This is a genomic window from Alphaproteobacteria bacterium, assembly GCA_023898745.1.
Taxonomy (GTDB): domain Bacteria; phylum Pseudomonadota; class Alphaproteobacteria.
Genome location: CP060237.1, coordinates 747,386 through 767,559 on the forward strand (window position 1 = coordinate 747,386; position 20,174 = coordinate 767,559).

The window sequence follows — 20,174 nt, forward strand, 5'->3', positions numbered from 1 at the left end:
ATGTATGTATAATAAAAAAAAGGCTTTTCAACAGATTTATGATTAAAAAATTTTTTCTTGCGGCGCTGTGTATATTAACAGCCTGCGGTGGGGGAGATAAGCAAAATACTCTTAGGGTAGGGGTTTCGCCTGATTTTCCTCCATTCGCTATGAAAGTTGAAGGCGAGCTCAGGGGTCATGATATTGATATGATGGAAAAAGTTGGAGAAAAGTTAGGAAGAAAAATTATATTTAAAGAAATGGATTTTAGCGCTTTGATCCCAGCTTTATTGGCAAAAAAGATTGATGTAGCCATATCTGGCGTATCTCCAACAAAAGAACGCCGAGAGAAAGTTCTGTTCACGAGACCTTACTATGGTGAAGAGAATTGCATATTATTTAACACAGATAAAAAACTATTTAAAACCGTTCAGGATATTACGGATCAAACAAAAGTTGCGGCTACATTAGGTGTAACGCAACAAGCAATTGTGGAAAAACATTTTAAAATGCACAGGTTTTACAACAATAATTTTCAAATGGTTGAGGATTTAAAGATTGGCAGAATAGATGTTGTGATTATTGGAAAGGAACAATGTATAAAGTTTAAAGAAAAATATCCAAATTTAGATTTCTTTACGCTGCCTAAGAAATATAATCAAGATTCTTATTTTGCAATCGCAGTGCGCAAAGATTTAAAAGAGCTTGTAGGTGAATTAGACACGATTATCAAGAATGATTTATAGCACTGCATCTGATTTAGTTAAAATTAAAGAGCAAAATGGTCGATTATTAGGCATTGATTATGGAGAACGTTGTATAGGGTTAGCTGTTTCAGATTTATCTTGGACTGTAACACGCGCCCTGCCTATTGCAGATGTGAAAAAAGTGTCGATATTTTCATATCTCAAGGAGTTGGTCGAGCGAGAGGGAGTAAAAGCTATTATTATTGGAGATCCACGTCATATGAGTGGGGATTATGGGGTTTTGTCTCAGAAAGTCCATCAATTTTGTCAAAAATTATCGCATCATGTTGGTATCCCTATTATGCGATTTGATGAGCGTATGACGAGCATGATGGCAGAAAAACATATGATTGCAGACCAAAGATCGCGTGCACAGCGAAAAGGAAAAATCGATAGTGTAGCAGCGTGTTATATTTTGCAAGGATTTTTGGATAGCGTTACTTCAAAGAGTAATTTCTGATTTTTTCTATTATTTTAAAATAATATATTACAATAAAAATAAATAATGTTATAATGAGTCATAAATAATATAATTGTATTATTATGTCTTTGGTCTTTGAGCATCTCAAAAGTGAAGGATTTAACGTTTTAAAAGACAACGTAGGTGCGTTTTATATCACACCCCAAAAGGCCATTCAGCTTTTGATTGGCGGGGAGTTAATCTCTCGAACAATTTCTCCAGCACAAAATACAGCTGCAGCTTTAGCGACTGAATTAAAAGACCTAGATATTTCAACTTTTATTTTAATTGCGCCTCAGCATTATGTTTTAGAAGATCATAAGGCTGAAAATTTAATTAATGACATCTTGTTTTTAGATGAAGTGTGTTACATTTTGCAAACTACGCACAAAAAAACAGTTTTTGTGCATACAAGTATTTTTTTTGCTTATTTCAGAATGAATAGAGATTTGCTTTTAAAGCAAACATTTTATGAAATGCTAACGGAGTTATTAAACTCACATCAAATTAGCCGAAAAGATAAATCTAAAATCACATGGTTTAAATTTTTTACACAAAAGAAAATTGCACATGATCCTATCTCAGCTCTAAATCAACCGAAGAATTTTGTATATGATGCGCCAATTATGAATAGCAATGACATTTTTTCTACTTGTCATTTAACACCTTGCACAAAATTCCAAAAGATTGCGTATTATTTTAATGAAACCGAAATCATTAATTGTCATTATCCTGTCTTAAATGTAGAAACAAGCTATCCAGCTTATAAATTAACAGAAGCGCTGCATTTTTACTCAGGGCTTGTAAAATGGCGTGATGTGAAAAAATTCGATTTTTTCTGTTATATTGGAGATATTTATATTGGCGATTCTGTATTTGGTTTTATTGATAATGAGAACCAAAAGTTTGGAAATGTTGAGCCAATAAGAAATGGATTCAAGCTTCCCTTAAACTTAAATGAAATATCTATACGCAATATTTTAGGAGAGGCGCATATTGGTCATGCAGCATTTTTTGTGGAAGAAAATGTTCCAAAAGCTGAGCCATGGTTAGAGCTAGATACCTTACATTTAAACGATGTGCACTTTATAGGAAGTCGGGCATTTGAATCACGTGTTTTGTACGGGAGCAATACAGCGTGGTGTAATGTAAAAACCTTATTGATGCCAAACGTAAAATTGATCCTTAATTCCTTTAGATCTTTTGCAAAAAACAATAATAATGCATGGCAAAATCTAACTTGCTTAACCTTAAATGGCGGTATGAGTATTACAAGTGAATGTTATCAAGAGGCGTTTAAATCTCAAGGTGATCTTGAAAATACAGCATTTCAATCAGTTGATTCCATCAGATTCATTGGCACAAATGAAGGGGAATTATCGCGCGATATTATGAATAGAGCGTTTGAGAATGCGAGCTGGCAGGGCAAAACAGGAGAAAGTCCATGGGATGCAGTGGATTTCACAGATTTTTCATGTGCACATCTGTTATTTGATGAATGTCAATGGACGCTGCAAGAATTGCAAACAGTTGATATTATTTTTCCACCAACGCTTGTTACGCGCGTGAACGGATTGATTGAGTTAAACGGTATGTTAAAAAATCATAAGCCACCTACACGTGTATCTCTTTTGAGTTATAGCGATAATAAAGTTGTTTTTTGTAAAGATCTTATTGCAAATAATTCAATGATTGTTTTGACGGAAGATCCAAAAGGTAATAGTGTATTAAACTTTGCAGTTGATATGGTAGATTCAGATTGTAACTATGGAAAAGTGACAGATCTTCAAGCGTTTTTAGATCTAGAGCCGCCTGTGATCAATTGCTTTTCACTGCAGATCAACAGTCCTCAACCGATAATATTTGGCTTTTTGGAAGAAGGTGAAGAGGAGAGTTTGAGTGATATCCGTATTCAAGTGACAGGAGAGGGGTTTTCAGAAACTTTTGCATTAACTGAAGGAACGGTAGATTTATCCAACAGTGTTTACTCAGTTGATTTTGCAAAAAATGGTATGCAGCTCTCCACAGGCACATATACAGCAACTGTGCGGGCGACAGATAGAGTGTTTAACACGGCTGAGTGTGAAGCAACAATCCTAATTGATCCTAATTTACCTGATTTTGATTTTGAGGCTGTGCCATTTCCTTTTAATCAAGCAAGTGTAATTTTAAGAGGATGCATAGAGGTTGGGGCAACGCTAGAGATCCAAATTGATGATGGTGACAGAGAAACTGTTGATACAGATAATGACAATTGTTTTGTATTTATTACGGATCCACTCATCGAAGGCAAGCATGTTGCTACTTTCTTTATTACAAAGAATGGCATAACCACAACATTCCCTTATTTCCTTTTGATTGATTTGACCGCGCAAGGCATTGAAGTAACTTCAGTTGTGCCTGGGTCTACAATCAATAAATCTGAAATTACTTTAGAAGGTGTAGTGGATGATCCGCTAAGTATTGTGACTGTGAATGGAAAAGAAGCGGTCGTAAACATTGACGGAACATTTTCAGTTGATTTACTTCTTCAAGAAGGAGTGAATCTCATTGAGATTTTTGCAGTGGATTCTAATGGAATTGTTTTATCTTATACGTTTAGGTTGACCGTAGATACTCAACCACCCATTGTTCCAATGATTACGCAGGTAGTTGATGGAAATAACAATAAAGTTTCTAATGAAGGATTTACAAATTCAGATTCCATAACCTTGACAGGTATCACAGATCCAAAAACCACTGTTACATTATTGAATGGTAATGTGCAAATTGCGCAAACTATCTCAAATGCAACAGGGAAGTGGGTAATTGAGTTAAATAGTTTAATAGCGGGCGTTTATAAGTTAAAGCTTATAGCGGTGGATAAAGCTAAAAATATGTCTCAAACGGATGTGTTTTTTAACTTTACCATTATCTTGACCCCACCAGTTGCACCAACTGTTACAAGCGTTGATGGTTCGACGAATTTTGTTGTTATTAATCAAACACCTTTAATTCAAGGTAAATTTGATAGTGCGCAAACACATATATTAACTGTGGAGATTATAGGTAACACAAGCGTTACATATACTTCTAATGATTTGGTTATGTTAGACACTGTTCAAGGTATGTGGGAGCTGCTTATTCCTATGAATCAACAGTTAGCATTTGGTGGTTACACACTCCGTCTCACAGCGCAAGATCAAGCAGGAAATATTTCTACATTTGAGCGTGGATTCAGCGTGTGTGAATTTGGATTTACAATCAATCCTATAACAAACGTGAACATAATAGAATTAGATCTTACTTTTAACTGCGCACCTAATTCTGTAACCTTTTTAGATGAAAATATTTGCGCGCCTCTAGCAAACGCATTAGGTGGTATTGATGGAACTAAGTATACGCTTATTTTGCCGGGAGAGTGTTTAGGGATTTTACCACTTAATAGCGGGGGGTTTCCCATGATTCGATTAACAGCGCATTATGGTAATTCCGAGAAAACGATCAGTGAAATTCAAGTATCTTAAGGAGAGTAAGAATGGCATGTAATTTAATTCCAACCAATACCCCGCTTGAACAGGGTACAAATGTTTCAGATGTTCTTGAAACAAAAAAAATGAATTACAAAATACAAAATAAACTAGTTCCTTGTCACATTTTAGTTGATTTTTTAAGAGTCGTTTTCTCGAATCTTATTCCAGGCAACAAAATAGAGTTTGCCAAAGAATTTTTTGCACAAGATGAGCTTGAATCACCTCTAAGATTTGATCCGGTTTTGTACGCAGAAGCGTTTTATGCAGGAGTGCCGCAGGAGCCGGAGTATGCAAATCTCTCAGAAGCAGATAGGCTTTTAAAAGTAGCTGAAGCAATATATTTTGTATATGGTGATGTGCCACGCGCTTTAATTGCAGTTGCGCAAGGCTTAGTAGGATTATTTGGAGGACTGCCCTTATCAGAAGAAAATAGAATTTCAATTGGTGTTGCTCTTGTGCGGTTAGTGCTATTAAAAAACATTCAAGGATTAGGTCAGCTTGCACTTGCATTAAGAGAGATTGGATTCACTTTAGATGATATACCAACTTTTTTAAGGAACAGAGAGCTTTTAGAGCAAATTCTTTCAACAACAGATATTGGTAAGGAGTTGCTGCCTTTATTAATAGGAGACATTCCACTTCTTGTGACTTTATTAGACAATCCAATTTTATGGCCTGGATTCTCGGGAGAAGATCGTAAAAAGGCTATTTTGCAACTTTTATGGGAAGATTTAGACCTTAAAAATATGCTTGATGTTTTTAAAGATGCTTTCGAAGCATTAGGGTTTGAAACGTCTGAAACAATTGCAGAGGTTATGAAGACATTTTTAAGCGCAACTGTTCCTCAAACTATAAATATATTGCAAGGTAATACATTTCCCATAGATGAAATCACATTAACAATGTTTGAGCTCTGCTCTAATCCATCGGATTCTCTAATCGTTAAAACAAATTTGCTGCTTCAAATTTTTAATGCCATGAACATGCCTGCGCCTACTAATGATCAAATAGCCAATGCAATTTTGAATATCAATAACACAACTACACTTTTGAATGATTTGAATGTCTTTGAGGTAATTGTAAAAACCTTAAATCAATTTATTGCAGATGGGCCAGATAAATTAAATTCCATTGCAATGATTTTACAAACATATGGGCAAAGTGCTTCTGAAATTACAAGCCTGCTCTCGCTGATTGGCGGGACATCTAAAAATATTGCAGAAATATTATTAGGATTGAATTTTAGTGTGAAAACTATTGTGCAAAGTTTAATGGGTGTAAATGTTTCAAATCAAACAATTGTAAGTATTCTCATTGATTTAGGCATTTCAGCACAAAATATCGCAACAGCATTTCAAGGGTTATTATCTTTACAAGAATTATTTAATCTTCTCGTGGCGATTACACCTAAAATTCAATCAAATGCCCTTATAGATATTTTAAGAAATATTGGCGCTTCAAATGCGGAAATTATCTCTTTGATGAAAATATCCGGAGCATTTGCAACGTCTGTATCGAGGGGAGAAATTGGAGGAGCAATCACACCTTTTGATTTAACGTTAACCGTTTCGATCAATCCAACAATAGGAGCTATTTTAGGAAATGATGGCACATGGTCTGTTAATCTTTCAGGTCTTGGATTAGCGGATGGCGTGTTTGTTATGACACTCTTAACATCTGGTATTATTCTTGATACAGCGAATTTGCTATTGTTTGACGGCATATATGTGGTGTTTGACGGAAGTGCAACAATTGAGGAGATTGTGAAAGTTCTTGAAGAATCAGGATTTACACTTGAGCAAAAGGTGCAAATTTTATTGAAATTAGGGCATACATTTGAAGAAATCAAAGCTTTACTAAAACTTACAGATTTTGCTGAGATTGGACAGCTTATCGGTTTGATTATAAGTCTAGATTCTACCTTAGATTTTGAGGCAATTATAGCTGAAATACCTGCAACAGATGGGCCGGAAGCTGTAGGAATAATTATTGGTGAAGCTTTAAAAATTATGCAAGCAAATGGTGTGATTCAATTATTTAATGCAGAGCAAATAGAAGGATATATTCGTTTAACTAAACTTAATCGAGCAGATATTCCGACTGCATTAAGTGTAGCGTTAAAAATTCTTTGTATTCCTGATGTAAAAGATATTTGTGTTGCACTTAAAGTGGATCCTTGTTGTAAAGGTGGGTTGTTGATTCAAAAAGATTTAGCAGATTTTGTGTTAAATGATAACGCCTCATTTACATATGAAATTGATAAGCGTAAAGCTGCTGGAAGTGTTGCATTGCATGACACAATTATGAGCTATGATCCGCAAAATCTTATTGATAATAAGTTTTGTGAGGATGAATTTAGTTATACTGTGACCAACCTGAAGGGGCAAACAGGGGAGGCGAGTGTGAAGATTCAAATTATTTTTGAGTTTAATAACATTGCATATCATGTTTAAAAATATAGTTTTGTCATCACGAGTCTTGCGTAGCAAGGCGTGGTGATCCAACAAACATGGACGGCCCCGATTTTCTTTCGAGGATCTCGCCATGACGGCAGATCACTGCAATCTTTTAATATTGACTTATAGTGCGATACTCCGGTAATATATCGTGTATGGGGGCCTATAGCTCAGTCGGTAGAGCACTTGACTTTTAATCAAGGGGTCGAAGGTTCGAATCCTTCTGGGCCTACCATTCAATGTTGTCATCCTGAGCGTAGCGAAGGATCTTCTAATACGAAATCTTGACTTTTTTCCATAAATTTATGATGATGAAGAGATACATTACATAAGCACGCTTTGTGATTTCATTTTTTTTAACAGCCTCTATGGAACGGAGCTGGTATGTAGGCGTCAATGTAGGAAAAGGCTCGCGTTATCTGGATCTTGAATTTACAGAAGATGGGTTTAAGATGTTTGAAGGGCTTTTCAAAAACAAGCCTGATCCAAAAGTTCCTTATAGAAAATTATGGAATGATTGTATTGTTGTTGGTTTTAGAGATGTATTGTATGGCACGCTTTATTTGGGATATCGCTGGAAAAAAGATAATCTCTTTATAGGTGTAGAGGGATCTGCGTCTATTGAGCCATATAATTTGGAGTTTGAGCTTGGGACAAGCGCGGAGCGTAGGCTAGGCAAGGGTGTCATTAGTTTAAATGCAAACAATATTATCGTTGGCGGCTTAGTGGGTAAGTTTGGATATTATCTTGCTCCGTCTACAGCTATTATAGCTCTTGCAGGGCTTGAACTGGGCGCACATGGAAATTTTGTGATGCGCTCGCCACTTACTCCAGAGCATGAAGATCGCTTTGATATTCCTGATGGCGGGTTGCGTTTGGGCTTGGAAATGAAAACGCATTTGAATAAGCGCTGGAGTATGAATCTCGGATTTCACAAGACCTTTGTTTCAACCAATATTATTCCTACAAAATATGGCGATAGACTTAAGGAGCTTGGTTTTTCGTATATGTCGTTTGAAAAAACACGTTGTTATATTGGACTGCAATATGATTTTAAAATTAAGGAGATGGGTTAATGCTGAATGTGTTTTTTAGCCATTCTCGAATCAAGTCAATTGCCGTTTCTCCTTTTTCATTTTGCGTATACAGTTTATGATGTGGTGCACCATCTTCTTCTTGAATATCGGATGGCGTTGCTCCAAACGCCTCTAAAGCGCCTTTGGCAAGTTGTCTATATTTGAATGGGACCCAAGAGTCATTTTCATCATGAATTAAGAGAAAATGCTTGCCTGTTGCATCCCCTTTATCTGTGTCACTTTTACTGTAAGCTCCAGCAATAAAAGTCCCGCCTTGGATTTTTTTCTCAATTGTTGGGTCCTTAAGTTCTGAAGTGTGTGTGATGGCATCAAGCCCTACAATACCACCTTGAGAAAAACCAACAAACAGTATTTTTTTCAGTGTGCCTTTTTTGTTGTGCGTGTCATGCAAATCCTTTACTTTTTTTAGTATATAAGGTCTTGCCTGCGTTCTTACTCTTTCTCGAATTTTTTCTAAATGCTGCTCATCGTCTAGCGTAACCGATTCTAAATCGACCCATTGGCGCCCATGTTCAGCACCAAAATAGAATATTTCTGGCGCTGTTAGCGCAACGCATAAGGTCTTTTTGTTTTTGTTTAGGCCTAGATCCTTCATGTAATAATTCCAAAACCTCCCATCTCTTCCTAAGCCATGAAGAAACACAATAAGCGTTTCAGGTTTTTCAGGAACCTCTTCCTGAAGATAAACTATTTCACTGGGCTTCTGTTCTTCCGTTTCTTTAGTTTTTTCATATAGCTCTAATTTTGTTTTGATATTGCCTTCCATTTCTTGCAGAAGAGCGTGCTCCACAGGTGTTAATATAATGTTTTTTTCTGTGATGAATTCGCGGAACATCATATATAGATTTATTAAATCTAAGAGATTGGTTTCTAAGTTGTATATATATAAATGGCGCGCTTCAAGTGTTGAAGGTTGTTTTATATCTTCTTTTAGTTCTGTTAGCTCTGTTAAAAAAACTGATTTGTTGTCTTTTATAAACGCTAAATCAAATGGTGTGATAGCGTTTGGGTGTTTTTTTAAGTGATCTGATCTCCAATGACTGCGTATGAATTTTACCAATGATTGACTTGTTTTTTGTTGAGTGTATTTTTCATAGGCTTTTATGTAATCGTTTGCTGTTTTGATTTTTCGTTTTGTGCGCATTCTTTTCACTTGCGAGTTAAGTGCTTCTGAAAATTTAGAAGTAGTTGGAGCTAATTGGTTTTTCTGCTCTTTTGTCCATTCTTCTGATTGTGTAGATGGATTAAACTCAGCAGCTTCAATAATAAGACACCATTCTTCTGCTGTGATTATAGATTTATTTCCTGTTAAAAATGGGTAGTGTCTTTCTATCATTTCTATTATAGTTCTATCATTCCTTCTTAAGCCTTCAACAATAGATTTACCCCATCTAAGTTGCGCAGCTGGGATACTATCAGAAGCATTTAAAATAAAAAATAACATATTAATCTCCAATGATGTATTCAAAACCTAAAAGTACGCGCTGACATGTGTAGTTTGTTTCTATATCAAAGGGTGCTGATGTGGAGTTTATAAATCTTGGTCCGCTGAAGGAGAGGTCTTTAAAGTGTGTTGGCAATGCAGTTTTTTTTCTGCTAAAAACGTATTGATATTTAAAATATAGTGCTACTTTTTTGTTGTGTTTTAAATTAATTTTAACACCTCCGATATAATTTAAATGCGGTTCATTTTGAGGCTCTATCGTTTTCAAATTTCCCTTTCTTTTTGTGTTGCTTCCTATATGAAAATCATAGCTTGAAGATTTAAAAAAATCCCCCTCTAAACCTATCAATAAACCAACTGCCAACCATGGCTCAAAACGATATAAGCAAGATCCTTCAACACCCACAAAGCCGCGATGTAAAAAATCCTCGTTTTTGCATTTGCTGAAGATATGAACCCCTCCAAACGCCTGTATATCAAAAATAAATTCTTCATTTATATAAGATATTCCAGCGCATCCTGAACCAATAAGAGAGTTTTTCGAAGATGAGGCTATTTTAACATTTGCCATTGGAGGGTCATCCTCCTCTTTTTTTTGCGATGCACTTCGTGTAATTTTTGTTAATCCTAAAGCTCCACCTAAATATGGGTTTGTTTTGGTATTTAGAAAGAGGAAAAACATTGCGAATAACTTTCTGAATTACGATTAAATGTAACCACAATAATAAAAATATCTCAAGCTTTTTTTCGATGAAAAACTGGTGTAAACGTCATTCTGAATAATACCATGTCATCACGAAGAGTTTAGCGACGTGGCGATCCAGGTGTTTGTATTTATAGATCACCACACCTTGCTGCGCAAGGTTCGTGATGACACTTACAAAGCATTGCTCTATTAAATAAAAATCGTGTAAGATAAACAGAGTAATAAAAGGGGCTATAGCTCAGTTGGTAGAGCGTTGCAATGGCATTGCAAAGGTCAGGGGTTCGAATCCCCTTAGCTCCACCATTTTTCTATTCTATTTAAAAAGGACGTTATGTTTAACAAAGGTTTTTTTACATTGCTGGTTTTTTCAACTTTGCTGAATGTTTCAATTGTTATTTCTCCAGTATTTTTTGCTGCCGATCCGTCTTTATTAACTTATAAAAATGTTTTTACGTTGTTATTTTTCTTCTGCACAACAATGTATATCCAAAGCAGTGTTGTTTCACGGATTGCAGAAGGTATGGCCAATAAAATAAGAACGATTCTTTTTCATAAAAGGCTTGCGCAAAATGCACTAACTTTTAACAACAAAAGCGCCGCTCACTCCTCAGCAGAAATTGTCACTTCTGTTCAGTGCTTTAAAGAAGGTTTCGAGCGTGTTATTCCTATGTTTTTAACCTATAGCTCTGGATTAATTGTTACGACGACTTTAATAGCATATCTAACCCGAGAACCCTTCTTTTTGATGGTGATGGTTTTGCCTGGCTTATTGTTATCCAGTCTCTATAATGCAAAGAGCGCCGCGCATATTTTTAAAAAAACACAAGCTAGGCTTCACACGCTCAAAGATTATGTATTTGAGACATTATCGCAATTAAAGACAGTTCAAGCCTTAAACCATCAAAAGATAGATGAGCTAATCATTGATCAATATTTAGAAAAGGTATCGAAAAGAAGTTTAAAAGCTTCTCATACGATAACTTTGCTATTTTTGTTTTACTTTTTAGGCGTGGCGCTTATTTTAAGTGGTATTATATTCATTAGCTTGGATGTGATACGTTTTTTGGATATCAAAACACTCTGTGTGTGCGGGTATCTTTTTAGTTTAAGCGTGATTACAATTCTTGCATTAGGAAAAGTAGCGCCAGATTTTAATCAAATGGTGATTTTATATAACTCCTTTGATTTAGAGGTTAAAGAGGATAAAAAAGAATATAAAAGGTTGCTTCAATACCCTGCACAAGGTTTGCTTGCTGTGCATAATGTTTCTTTTGCTTATTCCTCTACTGCACATCAGATGGTATTACATGATATCAATTTTTCAATTTATCCAGGCGAGTGCATTGCGTTGGTAGGACCATCAGGGGCAGGAAAAACAACACTTTTGAATCTTATTATGAGATTTTATCAGCCAAATAATAAAGGCAGCATCTACCTAGATGGTTTAAATATTAATGATCTAGATGAAATGGATCTGCGTGATCAAATTACGTTGGTTGATCAAGAGCCAGAGCTATTTTCTGCATCTGTATTTGAAAATATTTTATACGGAAATCCAGCAGCTTCAGATACTGACGTGGAAGATTTGTTGTCTATGGTTATGCCAGAGGAGCATTGGCAACTTCCTAAGGGGCTCAGAACAGCAGTGGGTTCAAAAGGTGCAGGTCTTTCTATAGGGCAAAAACAGGCTATCGCATTATGCAGAGGGCTTTTGAAGGATTCTCCTGTATTGCTTTTAGATGAAGCAACAAGCGGCATTGATTCTTACTCTGAAGATTTGATTAATAATAATCTTAGGTTTTTATTAAAAAATAAAACAACTATTATGGTGACGCATAAGTTGGCACATATTGAAATGGCAGATCGTGTTTTGATGATGCATGGTGGTCGCATTGTTGGATTTGATACGCATGAGAAATTGTATAATGAAAATAATTTATACAGAAAACTTATTTTACTAGAATATAATAAGGAGACAGTAAAGCGCTATGCATAGATTTACGCAATCTCGTCATCACGAGGAGTGGAGCGACGCGGTGATCCATTTAGATGACCGCAATCTTTTTTCTCCCATTTTTTATCCTATAATACGGTGAAGGAGTAAAAATATGTTTCCATTTCTTTTTGCGCAGGTTATTGAAAAAGCTTTAGTGATAAATGGTCAGGTTGTCAGCAATCATGATATTAATCGGATTAAAAAGTTGTATAAGGCTCTTGAGCAGGTTAAGATGCCAATACCGGATAAAGGAAATCCTGACCTATATTTTTATAAAAAAATGTTTTTCGAATATGTGATAAAAAATAACGCACCCTGGTCATTTCTCAACGTTTCGGAAGAGGAGTTTCGGAATTATTTTCAAATTCAATTAATTGAATTCAATGTATCTGAGGAAGATTTCAGAAAAGCGCTTGAAGAAAATAACGTTTCATTTGCAACGTTTCAGGAATTTCTTATTGATACCTTGAGATGGTATCGATATGTAGGCATGAACTTTCAAGGGTTTGCACCTAGCGATGCAGCAGTGGATGAGTTTATGAAAAAAATCAATGCCTCAATGAAAGGCGAGCCTTCTCTTTTTATCACAGGATATATTGCGCAAGTCAAAAAAGGTGGAAATGCGTTTATTGATGAAATTCAAATTAATGGGATGTTAGGCGCAAAAAATAAAGATGAATTTCTGAAAATTGCAAACAATTACCCCGTTCAACCTCTGGAAGATGTGCCATTAGAGGCTATTACACAACCTGTAATTAAATCAACGGTTGAAGAGTCGTATCATGCAAAAAAGCCTGTAGTATGCGATGTATTTGATGATGTGACACTTGTGATTTATGTAACAGATGGATACAAAATGAAACCAGGAATAAGCAAAGAGCAGGCAAAACATAAACTGTTTGAAGAGGTTGTTACAAAGAAATGTGGCGATAGTTTTGTAAAGCAGGTCGCAAAAAAACTTAAGATTGAAGATGGAAAAAATAAGTAATCTTCTGAGAAAATTTGATCTTCTTCAAAACAAGGGATTTTCAAAAAAACTTGGTCAAAATTTTATTTTAGATAAGAATATTTTAGACAAAATTGTAAAACTGGCAGGCCCTATAGAGGGTGAGCATGTTTTGGAAATTGGCTCAGGTGTTGGCAGTTTATCAGAGCGTATTTTATTACAAAAACCCAAAACATTCACGATTATCGAAAAAGATCCGAGATGTGTAGAAGCTGTTAAATCTTGGCTAGACGTAGATATTCGTGAAGCTGATGTTTTATCAGTTGATTTACCCTCCGTCATTCTGAACGTAGCGAAGGATCTTTTGACTTTGTCTCAGGATGATGGTGCACGTATTAAAGTCATTGCTAATCTTCCTTATAACATTTCAACCGCTATCTTAATCAAATTCTGCTATATTCGCCATCTCATCAAAGATATGACGCTCATGTTTCAAAAAGAAGTTGCGCAAAGGATTGTTGCAAAACCCTCAACCAAAGATTTTGGAAAATTGTCGATCATTGCACAAACATGTTTTGACTGTAAAATTGCGCAAGTATTCCCGCCATCAATTTTTATACCACCACCCAAGGTTGATTCTGCTGTTGTGGTTTTTACACCAAAGAAAAATGTGACAGCTGATTTAGATAAATTATCAGAATTAACAAATCTTTTGTTTTCTAGAAGGCGTAAAGTCTTAAGGCAAAGTTTATCTCCAGAGTTACTAAAATCCTGCGGCATAGATCCACAAAGTAGGGTAGAGAATTTAATGGTTGAAGACTTTTTAAAATTAATTTAAAAAACAACTTTTGTAAATCGTTTTTTTGAAATACAAGTCTTGTGAGAAAAAAAATTGTATTTTAACTTAGTATAAGATGAAGAACTTTCTCAAGACTCCCTATGCAAATCAAAAGAATTTACACCGAAAAAGGTAAAGATCCCTACCAAAATATTGATTTTACAAATACATCCAGTGAGTTAAAAAATCTTGATGGCACAACTCTTTTTTCCCAAACAGATCTAGAAGTTCCTGCAAATTTTTCGCAAATTGCGAGTGATATTTTGGCGCAAAAATATCTCAGAAAAGCGGGTGTTCCGAAAGAGACTGTGAAGGTAAAAGAGGATGAGGTTCCGCAATGGTTGCAAAGAAGCGCTCCAAAAGAAGGAACGGAATTTGCGGGTGAGACGAGTGCAAAGCAGGTCTTCAATCGATTGGCGGGAGCATGGACCTATTGGGGATACAAAGGTGGGTATTTTGATACAGAAGAAGATGCAAGAGCGTTCTATGATGAAACATGCTATATGTTGTGTGCACAAATGGCCGCACCAAACTCTCCACAGTGGTTTAATACAGGTTTACATTGGGCATATGGAATAGAAGGGGATGCTCAAGGGCATTACTATGTGGATCCGAAAACGGATGAATTGGCGTTATCAAAAAATGCATATGAGAGACCTCAACCACACGCATGTTTTATTCAAAGTATTGATGATGATCTTGTAAATGAAGGTGGAATTATGGATCTTTGGGTTCGAGAAGCTCGTTTGTTTAAATATGGATCTGGAACAGGAACAAATTTCTCAAACCTCAGAGGAAATGGTGAGCCATTATCAGGTGGAGGCAAATCATCTGGTTTGATGAGTTTCTTAAGAATTGGTGATCGTGCAGCTGGCGCAATTAAATCAGGTGGCACCACAAGAAGAGCGGCAAAAATGGTGATTCTAGATGTCGACCATCCAGATGTTGAAGAATTTATCGATTGGAAAGTTAAAGAAGAAAAGAAAGTTGCAAGTTTAGTATGTGGTTCTAAGATATGCAAAGAGCATCTAGAGAACATTTTCGAAACATGTTTATATTCAGATCTTCCTGTAAGCGAGCGTTACGATCCTGCACACAACAAACCGCTTAAAGAAGCTGTGCTAAAAGCGCGCAAATTATATGTTCCAGAAGGTGCAATCCAACGCGCGATACAAGAAGCAAAATTAGGTCGCGATCACTTAGATTTCGATACGTTTGATGTAGATTGGAACTCAGAAGCTTATTATACAGTTTCTGGTCAAAACTCCAACAACTCTGTTCGTGTATCTGATAAATTTCTTAAAGCTGTTGAAGATGACAAAAACTGGAATCTGATTAATAGAACAGATAAAAAAATCAATAAAACTCTCAAGGCACGCGCGTTGATGGATAAAATTTCCTACGCAGCATGGGCATGCGCAGATCCTGGCATTCAATTTGATACAACAATAAATGATTGGCATACATGCCCACAATCTGGTCGCATTAATGGGTCAAATCCATGTTCAGAATATATGTTCTTGGATAACACAGCATGTAACTTAGCATCTCTAAACTTGATTAAGTTTTATGATGAAAACAAAGGATTTAATGTTGATTCCTATACACATGCGTTAAATATCTGGACAATGATACTGGAAATTTCTGTTTATATGGCGCAGTTCCCATCTAAAGAAATCGCAGATCTGTCTTATAAATTCAGAACACTTGGTTTAGGATTCGCAAACCTTGGTGGCCTTTTGATGATGATGGGTGTGCCATATGATAGCGAAGAAGGTCGTAACTTATCTGCAATTTTCTCAGCACTTTTAACAGGTGTGGCGTATAGAACATCAGCACTTATGGCAAAGGAGCAGGGTGCGTTTAAAGAATATGAGAAAAACAGAGATGATATGTTGCGTGTTATTCGTAACCACAGACGTGTTGCTTATAATAAAGTTCGCGGATATGAAGGATTGTCCATAACACCTGTAGGATTGGTACAAGATATTTATCCAGATCTAGTAAGAGCATCTCAAAAAATTTGGGATGAAGCGTTAGAGCTTGGTGAGCAACATGGATATCGCAATGCGCAAACAACTGTGATTGCGCCGACAGGTACAATCGGCTTGGTGATGGACTGTGATACAACAGGTATTGAACCAGATTTTGCTTTGGTGAAATTTAAAAAACTTGCGGGTGGTGGATATTTTAAAATTATCAACCAAATGGTTCCAAAAGCATTAAAAAGATTGGACTATTCCACTGCACAAATTGAAGACATTATTAAATATGCGGTCGGTCATGGGCAGTTGCCTGAAAAGTTTGTGAAAAAACTTAAGAGTAAGGGGTGCTCTGATACTGCGATTGAAAATATTCAAAAATCCGCAAAAGATACGTTCGATATTAAATTTTTATTCCATGTAGGTTCTTTAGATAAGGATTTGCGTGAAGCGTTAAAAATTGAAGAGGGTGATGATATTTTAGCGAAGCTTGGCTTTTCTAAGAAGGAAATCGAAGAAGCAAATCTATATTGCTGCGGATCTATGACAGTAGAAGGTGCACCATACCTAAAGGATGAGCATCTTCCAATTTTTGATTGTGCGAATATCTGCGGACGTATTGGAACGCGTTTCTTATCTGTTGAAAGTCATATTCGTATGATGGCAGCAGCGCAGCCATTTATTACGGGTGCAATTTCAAAGACAATTAACATGCCAAAAACGAGCACAATCAAAGAATGTAAAGATTCTTACATGTTGTCTTGGAAGCTTGGTCTTAAGTCTAATGCATTGTATAGAGATGGTTCCAAACTATCTCAAGCTTTAACTTCTGCATTAGAAATTGAAGATGATTTGCCAGAAGCACCAACAGCAGAAAAAGTTGCACAATTGACAGAACAGATTGCTATTAAGCGCAAGAAACTTCCTAATAGGCGCCTTGGTTACACTCAAAAAGCTAATGTTGGTGGGCATAATATTTATATCAGAACAGGTGAGTATCAAGATGGTAAATTAGGGGAAATCTTTATTGATATGCACAAAGAAGGTGCGGCATTTAGATCCTTGATGCATAACTTTGCGATGGCGATTTCTATTGCGCTGCAATATGGTGTTCCTTTAGAGGAATTTGTAGAAGCGTTTGTCTTCACGCGCTTTGATCCAAGTGGGCCTGTAAAAAATAACCCACATATTAAAATGGCAACATCCATTTTAGATTATATCTTCAGAGAATTGGGTGTGTCTTATTTAAATCGCTATGATTTAGCACATGTGCAAATTCAAGATTTAAATGCAGATGCGCTAGGTGAACCTAAGGCTGTAGAGCAAAAAATGCAAGCAGTTGTTGGTGGAGATAGTAGAGTTATTGATATGGAAACATCCACACAAGTTAAAAAAGCAAAAATGTTGGGTTATGTTGGTGATAGCTGTACAGAATGTGGGAATTTCACAATGGTGCGCAATGGTACATGCCTTAAGTGCGTTACTTGCGGCGCAACATCTGGCTGCTCTTAGTCGGATGTATTTTCGTCATCACGAGGAACGAAGTGACGTGGTGATCCATGGATGGCCGTTGTTTTCTAATAAAAACCTCACCTGACGACACTCCTTGTTAAGGTTTTTTAATCGTTAAATGTAACTCTTTCAATCGCTTGATTTCCACTTCACAAGGTGCATTCATCATTAAATCTTGTGCATTTTGATTCAAAGGAAATGCTATAACTTCGCGAATCGTATGTTCATTTGTAAGCAACATCACCATACGATCAATTCCAGGCGCTAAGCCGCCATGAGGTGGGGCGCCATATTTGAAAGCGTTGATTAAAGCGGGGAATTTATTATCCACAACACTTTTGTCCAAGCCTGCAATTTCAAAAGCTTTATACATAATCTCTGGTTTATGGTTACGGATTGCTCCGCTGCATAATTCAATACCATTGCATACGATATCGTATTGATAAGCTTTAATTTCTAAGGGGTCTTTAGTCAATAATGCATCCATTTCTCCTTGTGGCATAGAGAATGGATTATGAGAAAACTCAATTTGTCCTGTATCTTCGTTTGTTTCAAACATCGGATAATCCGTGATCCAACAGAATTCAAAGGTATTATTGTTAATTAAATCTAACTCATGACCCAATTTATTTCTCACCATGCCTGCATATTTAAATGCTTTTTGTGGTTGTTCACAAATGAAAAAGGTATATCCTTTCTTGTCATTTGATAATTGACCCAGTTGTTGTTCATTCAAAAACTTAGCAATAGGACCTTTGGCGCCTTCATCTCCAAAAATCATATATCCTAGACCTGCAAGTCCTAACTCGCGTCCAAAATCATTCATTTGATCAAAGAATTTTCGTGGTTTCTCTTCATCTGTCGCAACAGGAATAGCGACAACGCTAGCCCCTTTATTTTTGATTGCATCTGCAAAAATGGAAAATCCAGAATCTTTAAAAATATTTGTGACATCTTGTAATTTCAAAGGATTTCTTAAATCTGGTTTATCACTTCCATAAGTTTTAATTGCGTCATCGTATGGAATTCTTGTAAAAGGCGTTGAAGAAATCTCCTTTCCTGAGGAGAATTTTGTAAAAACACTGTGCAAAGCCTTTTCTGCAACTGCAAACACATCTTCTTGTGTGGCAAAAGCCATTTCAATATCTAACTGATAAAATTCGCCCGGTGATCTATCTGCTCTTGCATCTTCATCTCTAAAACATGGTGCAATTTGGAAATACCGATCAAATCCAGACGCCATGTATAATTGTTTAAAAATTTGTGGCGCTTGAGGAAGGGCATAAAATTTTCCTGGATAATGCCTAGATGGCACCAAATAATCTCGGGCACCCTCAGGAGATGATGATGTTAAAATTGGTGTTTGTAGTTCCAAGAAATTTTGCGCCAACATCTCTTGTCTTAATGCTTGAATGATTTGTGAACGTAGAACAATATTGCGATGTACTTTTGGGCGTCTTAAATCTAAAAAACGGTTTGTCAATCGAATTTCTTCATTATAAGGCTCATCACTATTTACTGGAAGCGGTAAATCAATACCCGCATGCAAAACCTCAAGATCATTTACAACAATTTCAATTTCACCCGTTGGCAAATCCCTATTGATATTTTGCTCTGCACGTCTAACAACTTTACCTTTGATTTGAATAATTGACTCATGGCGTAATTTTTCTACAGTTTGAAAAAACTGTGAGTCTGGCTCAAATAAGCACTGTGTAATACCATAATGATCCCTCAAATCAACGAACAGAAGACCCCCATGATCGCGTTTTCTATGGATAAACCCAGAGAGTGTTACTATTTGATTTTCATGAGTTTTGTTGAGATCCTGGCACGTATGTGTTCTGTACATTTTAATGAGAGATTTTTGTTTTATTATAGAATGATTTAATTAACAAAAGAAACGCCATCCTGAGGTGAAGCCGAAGGATCTTCTTACGATACAAATTCAAAAAGATCTTTCGGCTACAGTTCAAGATGCCGAATGTTGAGGGGCTATAAGCCGGATTTTGTACATGTAACCATGCGGTGATCATTCATCTAGAATATACATTGCTGCATACCTCAAGCGACCTACCCGCGCAAACAAAGTAAGCCTTGTTATAGTCTGTTTCAACTATCGTTGCGCCTATTTGGTCTTGCTCCAAGTGGGGTTTGCCCTGCCATGTTTGTTGCCAAACATGCGGTGCGCTCTTACCGCACCATTTCACCCTTACCTCGAAAGGCGGTATAATTTCTGTGGCACTTTCCCTAGCTTTTCCGTTCCCAGAAAAACCGCCGGACGTTATCCGGCACTTTGCTTACTAAGAGTCCGGACTTTCCTCTGTAATGGACAATTACAGCAATCACCCGCCCCTCAGCTTATAAGTAGTGAATTTTTGTGAGTGTGTCAATCTTTATGCGTAAAAAGCTTTATCACAAGTATTATTTTTGACGTAATGCGCAATAAGAGTTTCGCTCGACAGGGTAGCTTCATCTATGTTTTCTGAAAAGCATGCGA

12 protein-coding genes, 2 tRNA genes and 1 other RNA gene are annotated in these 20,174 nt (G+C 36.4%); 11 read left to right on the forward strand and 4 right to left on the reverse strand.

Annotated elements, in window-relative coordinates; translation table 11 throughout:
- Positions 1-38 precede the first annotated feature (38 nt).
- The 6 genes from H6850_03700 to H6850_03725 all read left to right on the forward strand — a co-directional run bounded on the left by H6850_03700 (position 39) and on the right by H6850_03725 (position 8,229).
- Positions 39-725, forward strand: a complete 687-nt coding sequence (locus H6850_03700) for an amino acid ABC transporter substrate-binding protein (GenBank protein ID USO02188.1) — start codon at positions 39-41, stop codon at positions 723-725.
- Entirely contained in the window at positions 715-1,185 is a 471-nt protein-coding gene (ruvX, locus tag H6850_03705) for a Holliday junction resolvase RuvX (protein ID USO02189.1), read from the forward strand. The genes H6850_03700 and ruvX overlap by 11 nt, the downstream gene beginning before the upstream one ends.
- A gap of 83 nt (positions 1,186-1,268) precedes the next feature.
- The gene (locus H6850_03710) at positions 1,269-4,691 is read left to right on the forward strand and encodes a hypothetical protein (GenBank protein USO02190.1); all 3,423 of its coding nucleotides are present in this window, start codon (positions 1,269-1,271) and stop codon (positions 4,689-4,691) included.
- Between the two features lie 11 nt (positions 4,692-4,702).
- On the forward strand, positions 4,703-7,150 hold the full coding sequence (locus H6850_03715) for a hypothetical protein (GenBank protein ID USO02191.1): 2,448 nt from the start codon (positions 4,703-4,705) through the stop codon (positions 7,148-7,150).
- 162 nt (positions 7,151-7,312) lie between these two features.
- A tRNA-Lys gene (locus H6850_03720) sits at positions 7,313-7,388 on the forward strand.
- A gap of 106 nt (positions 7,389-7,494) precedes the next feature.
- The gene (locus H6850_03725) at positions 7,495-8,229 is read left to right on the forward strand and encodes a hypothetical protein (GenBank protein ID USO02192.1); all 735 of its coding nucleotides are present in this window, start codon (positions 7,495-7,497) and stop codon (positions 8,227-8,229) included.
- On the opposite strand, the gene H6850_03730 is transcribed toward H6850_03725, so the two are convergent.
- Together H6850_03730 and H6850_03735 are read right to left on the reverse strand one after the other, a co-directional pair.
- On the reverse strand, positions 8,213-9,694 hold the full coding sequence (locus tag H6850_03730) for a hypothetical protein (GenBank protein ID USO02193.1): 1,482 nt from the start codon (positions 9,692-9,694) through the stop codon (positions 8,213-8,215). The two genes, H6850_03725 and H6850_03730, sit on opposite strands and share 17 nt — an antisense overlap.
- Before the next feature lies 1 nt (position 9,695).
- Positions 9,696-10,376, reverse strand: a complete 681-nt coding sequence (locus tag H6850_03735; protein ID USO02194.1) for a hypothetical protein — start codon at positions 10,374-10,376, stop codon at positions 9,696-9,698.
- 251 nt (positions 10,377-10,627) lie between these two features.
- Here H6850_03735 and H6850_03740 point away from each other — a divergent pair.
- The 5 genes from H6850_03740 to H6850_03760 all read left to right on the forward strand — a co-directional run bounded on the left by H6850_03740 (position 10,628) and on the right by H6850_03760 (position 17,674).
- A tRNA-Ala gene (locus tag H6850_03740) sits at positions 10,628-10,703 on the forward strand.
- A 28-nt stretch (positions 10,704-10,731) separates the two neighbouring features.
- Positions 10,732-12,396, forward strand: a complete 1,665-nt coding sequence (locus tag H6850_03745) for an ABC transporter ATP-binding protein (GenBank protein USO02195.1) — start codon at positions 10,732-10,734, stop codon at positions 12,394-12,396.
- Between the two features lie 112 nt (positions 12,397-12,508).
- On the forward strand, positions 12,509-13,384 hold the full coding sequence (locus H6850_03750; protein ID USO02196.1) for a hypothetical protein: 876 nt from the start codon (positions 12,509-12,511) through the stop codon (positions 13,382-13,384).
- The gene (gene rsmA, locus H6850_03755) at positions 13,368-14,180 is read left to right on the forward strand and encodes a ribosomal RNA small subunit methyltransferase A (GenBank protein USO02197.1); all 813 of its coding nucleotides are present in this window, start codon (positions 13,368-13,370) and stop codon (positions 14,178-14,180) included. Before H6850_03750 ends, rsmA begins: the two co-directional genes overlap by 17 nt.
- A gap of 101 nt (positions 14,181-14,281) precedes the next feature.
- Positions 14,282-17,674 carry a vitamin B12-dependent ribonucleotide reductase gene (locus H6850_03760; protein ID USO02198.1) on the forward strand — a complete coding sequence of 1,131 codons (3,393 nt, stop codon included), beginning with the start codon at positions 14,282-14,284 and terminating at the stop codon, positions 17,672-17,674.
- A 97-nt stretch (positions 17,675-17,771) separates the two neighbouring features.
- Here the strand turns inward: H6850_03760 and aspS are convergent, their stop codons facing one another.
- Together aspS and rnpB are read right to left on the reverse strand one after the other, a co-directional pair.
- Complete coding sequence (gene aspS / locus H6850_03765; protein USO02824.1) at positions 17,772-19,532, reverse strand: aspartate--tRNA ligase; 1,761 nt, start codon at positions 19,530-19,532, stop codon at positions 17,772-17,774.
- Positions 19,533-19,656: 124 nt separating this feature from the next.
- An RNA gene (rnpB, locus tag H6850_03770) (RNase P RNA component class A) lies at positions 19,657-20,035 on the reverse strand.
- Positions 20,036-20,174: the final 139 nt, after the last annotated feature.